The sequence below is a fragment of the Nocardia sp. NPDC003345 genome, from assembly GCF_053589395.1.
Genome location: NZ_JBSFRU010000486.1, coordinates 1 through 3,254, shown reverse-complemented (window position 1 = coordinate 3,254; position 3,254 = coordinate 1). Strand labels below are relative to the sequence as shown.

Annotated in this window: 3 protein-coding genes; all 3 read right to left on the bottom strand. The window is 66.8% G+C overall.

Annotation, left to right across the window (positions count from 1 at the left end):
* Window positions 1–612 precede the first annotated feature (612 nt).
* The 3 genes from prmC to rpmE all read right to left on the bottom strand — a co-directional run bounded on the left by prmC (window position 613) and on the right by rpmE (window position 2,974).
* Window positions 613–1,491, bottom strand: coding sequence for a peptide chain release factor N(5)-glutamine methyltransferase (prmC, locus tag ACWDU1_RS31020; protein ID WP_450003932.1), 879 nt, complete (start codon window positions 1,489–1,491; stop codon window positions 613–615).
* 86 nt (window positions 1,492–1,577) lie between these two features.
* Window positions 1,578–2,654, bottom strand: coding sequence for a peptide chain release factor 1 (gene prfA / locus ACWDU1_RS31015; protein ID WP_450003930.1), 1,077 nt, complete (start codon window positions 2,652–2,654; stop codon window positions 1,578–1,580).
* A gap of 92 nt (window positions 2,655–2,746) precedes the next feature.
* Window positions 2,747–2,974 carry a 50S ribosomal protein L31 gene (gene rpmE, locus ACWDU1_RS31010; RefSeq protein WP_450003928.1) on the bottom strand — a complete coding sequence of 76 codons (228 nt, stop codon included), beginning with the start codon at window positions 2,972–2,974 and terminating at the stop codon, window positions 2,747–2,749.
* Between the last annotated feature and the right edge of the window lie 280 nt (window positions 2,975–3,254).

Sequence of the window (3,254 nt, the reverse complement as noted above, 5' to 3'; positions counted from 1 at the left end):
ACTTGAGTGCAGTCTTGTGCTCTGAGGCTCAGAGGCGACGGGGGGAGGCCGCGAGTCTCGAGCGCTGACAGCAGACGCTTAGAGGGCCGAACCCCGCGCGCCGGAGGCGCGCCAAAAAACACAGCACCTTGGCGAGCAGGGACACCTATCTCACTTTGGCGAGTGAGGTCACCTCCTCCTCGGCAAGCAGGGTCACCTCCTCCCTGACACATGCAAGCCCCTTACACATCAAGCCACTTCCCCACTTTGACGAGCAAGGTCGCCTCCCCACTCCCACGAGCAAGGTCGCCTTCCCACCCCCACGAGCAAGATCGCCTCCCCACCATCGCGAGCAAGGGCCACCTGCCCACCTTCCCGAGCAAAACCACCTCCCCACCCTCACGAGCAAGACCACCCCCGCACCTACGCAAGCAAAACCACCCCCACCTTCACTGGTGAAGTCACCTCCTCCCCTCAGAGGTCAAGACCACCAACCCTCCTCGGCAACAAAACCCACCCACCCCTCGCATACGACATCGACCCGCCCCTTTTGGCCGGTGAAGCCCCCTCACCTAACCGAGCACGCCCGCCACCCCACGTTTGCGACACCCCTCCCCCACCTTTCGCGCCCCCTCACCCCACCGGCACCTCCGCCGAAACAAACCGAGGCTTACCCGCCAGATCCGGATGCTCGGTGACCTCGACGAACCGACCATCCGCCACCAGCAACCGGGCGAATTCCCCGCCGTTGCTGTCATCGTGCTCGACCGCCATCCCGCCCCCCGCCCGCAGCAGCCGGCCGATCAGGGGAACCAGATGCCGGATCACATCCAACCCGTCCGCCCCGGAGAACAGCGCGCGATGTGGGTCGTGGTCGGCCACTTCGGGCGAGAGTTCCGCGCCTTCGGGGATGTAGGGCGGGTTGGCCACCACGATGTCGACCCGCCCGTCGAGTTCGGTGAGCAGGCCGGGGTCGGTGACATCGGCATGATGGAGGTTGATCGGGGTGTCGCCGGCGGCGGCGCGACGGTCGGCGTTGCGGCGGGCCCAGTTCAGGGCGTCCGGGTCGAGTTCCACGGCGTGGACTTCCGCGTCGGGGCGGGCGTGGGCGAGTGCGAGCGCCAGCGCACCGGAGCCCGTGCACAGGTCGACGACGAGCGGCGTGTGGCCGGCCCCGACCGCACCGAGCCGGGCCAGCGCCCAGGCGAAGAGCAGTTCCGTCTCCGGACGGGGGATGAAGACCCCCGGTCCTACTTCCAGCTCGATCTCGCCGATATAAGACTCCCCTGTCAGATGCTGAAGGGGTTCGCGGGACGCGCGGCGGGCGATCAGCTCATGGAAGGTGCCGAGCCGGTCGGGTTCGATCAGCGGGGCCAGTAGCAACCTCGATCGCGGCACACCCAGCACATACGCGGCCAGTTGCTCGGCATCGGCTCGCGGGCTGGCCACCCCGGCCGCTCGCAGCGATTCGGTCGCCTCGGCGAGTACGGGGCGCAGTTGAACACCGGTCACGCGCCGATTATCGCGCCCGCCGCGGACCTGCCGGGAAGCGAGGGGCGGTTCGGCGGCCGGGGAGCCTCCGCTGTCTGTGGGAGGGCTCACCCTTCCATTCGGGTGGCGCGGTCCGCCGTGGCCAGAGCATCGAGAAGTGCGTCCATATCGCCGTTGAGGACCGAGTCGAGATTGTGCGACTTGTAGCCGATGCGGTGATCGGCGATGCGGTTCTCCGGGAAGTTGTAAGTGCGAATGCGTTCGGAGCGGTCGACCGTGCGGATCTGGCTGGCGCGGCCCTGCGCGGCTTCCTGCTCGGCCTGTTCCTCGGCGAGGGCCTGCAGGCGGGCGGCCAGCACCTGCATGGCGCGGGCCTTGTTCTGCAACTGGGATCGTTCGTTCTGGCAGGTCACGACGATGCCGGTGGGCAGATGGGTGATGCGGACCGCGGAGTCGGTGGTGTTGACGCCCTGGCCGCCCTTTCCGGAGGAGCGGTAGACGTCGATGCGGAGATCGCCCTCGTCGATCTGCACCTCTTCCACCTCGTCGGGCTCGGGGTAGATCAGTACCCCGGCCGCGGAGGTGTGCACACGGCCCTGCGATTCGGTGACCGGCACGCGCTGCACCCGGTGCACGCCGCCTTCGAATTTGAACCGCGACCAGACCCCGTCGCGGGCGGCGTCGCGGCTCTTGATGGACAGGGTCGCTTCCTTGTAGCCGCCGAGATCGGAGATCGCGGCGTCGAGCACCTCGACCTTCCAGCCGTGACGCTCGGCATAGCGGATGTACATGCGGGCGAGGTCGGCGGCGAACAGCGCGGATTCCTCACCCCCTTCGCCGGATTTCACTTCCAGCACCACATCGTCGCCGTCGTGCGGATCGCGCGGTGCCAGCAGATCGGCGAGCTGTTTCTCCAGCTCTTCCAGCTGTTCCTCGAGTCCGGGAATCTCCGCCGCGAAGGCCGGATCGTCGGCGGCGAGTTCCCGCGCCGCCTCCAGATCGTCGCGGACGGTTGTGAGCTTCTTGTAGGTGGTCATCACCGGAGCCAGTTCGGCGAACCGCTTCCCCACCCGGCGGGCCGCGCCCGGGTCGTTGTGCAGCGCCGGATCCGCCAGCTGGGTTTCCAGTCCGGCGTATTCGGCCAGCACATCGTCGATAACGGACGGTGCGGTTTTCTCGGCCATCACAGGGCTCCTACTCGGCAGGACGACGCGGCAAGGGGCACAAAAACGCCAACGCCCGGCCTGCGTGGCAGGGCCGGGCGTTGGCGGGAAAGCTAGCTGGCGTCGGCTTTCTTGGCACGCTTGCCGTAGCGGGCCTCGAAGCGGGCCACACGACCACCGGTGTCGAGGATCTTCTGCTTGCCCGTGTAGAACGGGTGGCACTGCGAGCAGACCTCGACGGTGATGTGCCCGGATTCCTTGGTGGAACGGGTCTGGAAGGTATTACCGCAACCACAGACGACAGTGGTGTCGACGTAGGCCGGGTGGATTCCTGCCTTCATGGATGTCCTCTCGATATTGGTCGCCGGGTCGTCCGATATCTCGGACGTGAACCGGAACCGACTTCAGGCGGGATTGCCTGCGTGATTCGCAGACGCACGGCGGTCGATTATGCCAGAACCACCGATGCCTGCTGAAACGCGCCCGTGGGGGGGAAATGTTCCTGTGTTTATTGGCGCGGCTTCGCCGCGCGGGGTTCGGCCCCTTTAGCGTCTGCTGTCAGCGCTCGAGACTCGTGGCTTCGCCACATGCGCTTCGAGACCGGAAAGCAAGAAAGGAAGA

What these genes read in the sequence shown, in the direction of transcription:
- prfA (WP_450003930.1), bottom strand. Translation starts at nt 2,654, where the DNA reads ATGGCCGAGAAAACCGCACCGTCCGTTATCGACGATGTGCTGGCCGAA.
- rpmE (WP_450003928.1), bottom strand. Translation starts at nt 2,974, where the DNA reads ATGAAGGCAGGAATCCACCCGGCCTACGTCGACACCACTGTCGTCTGT.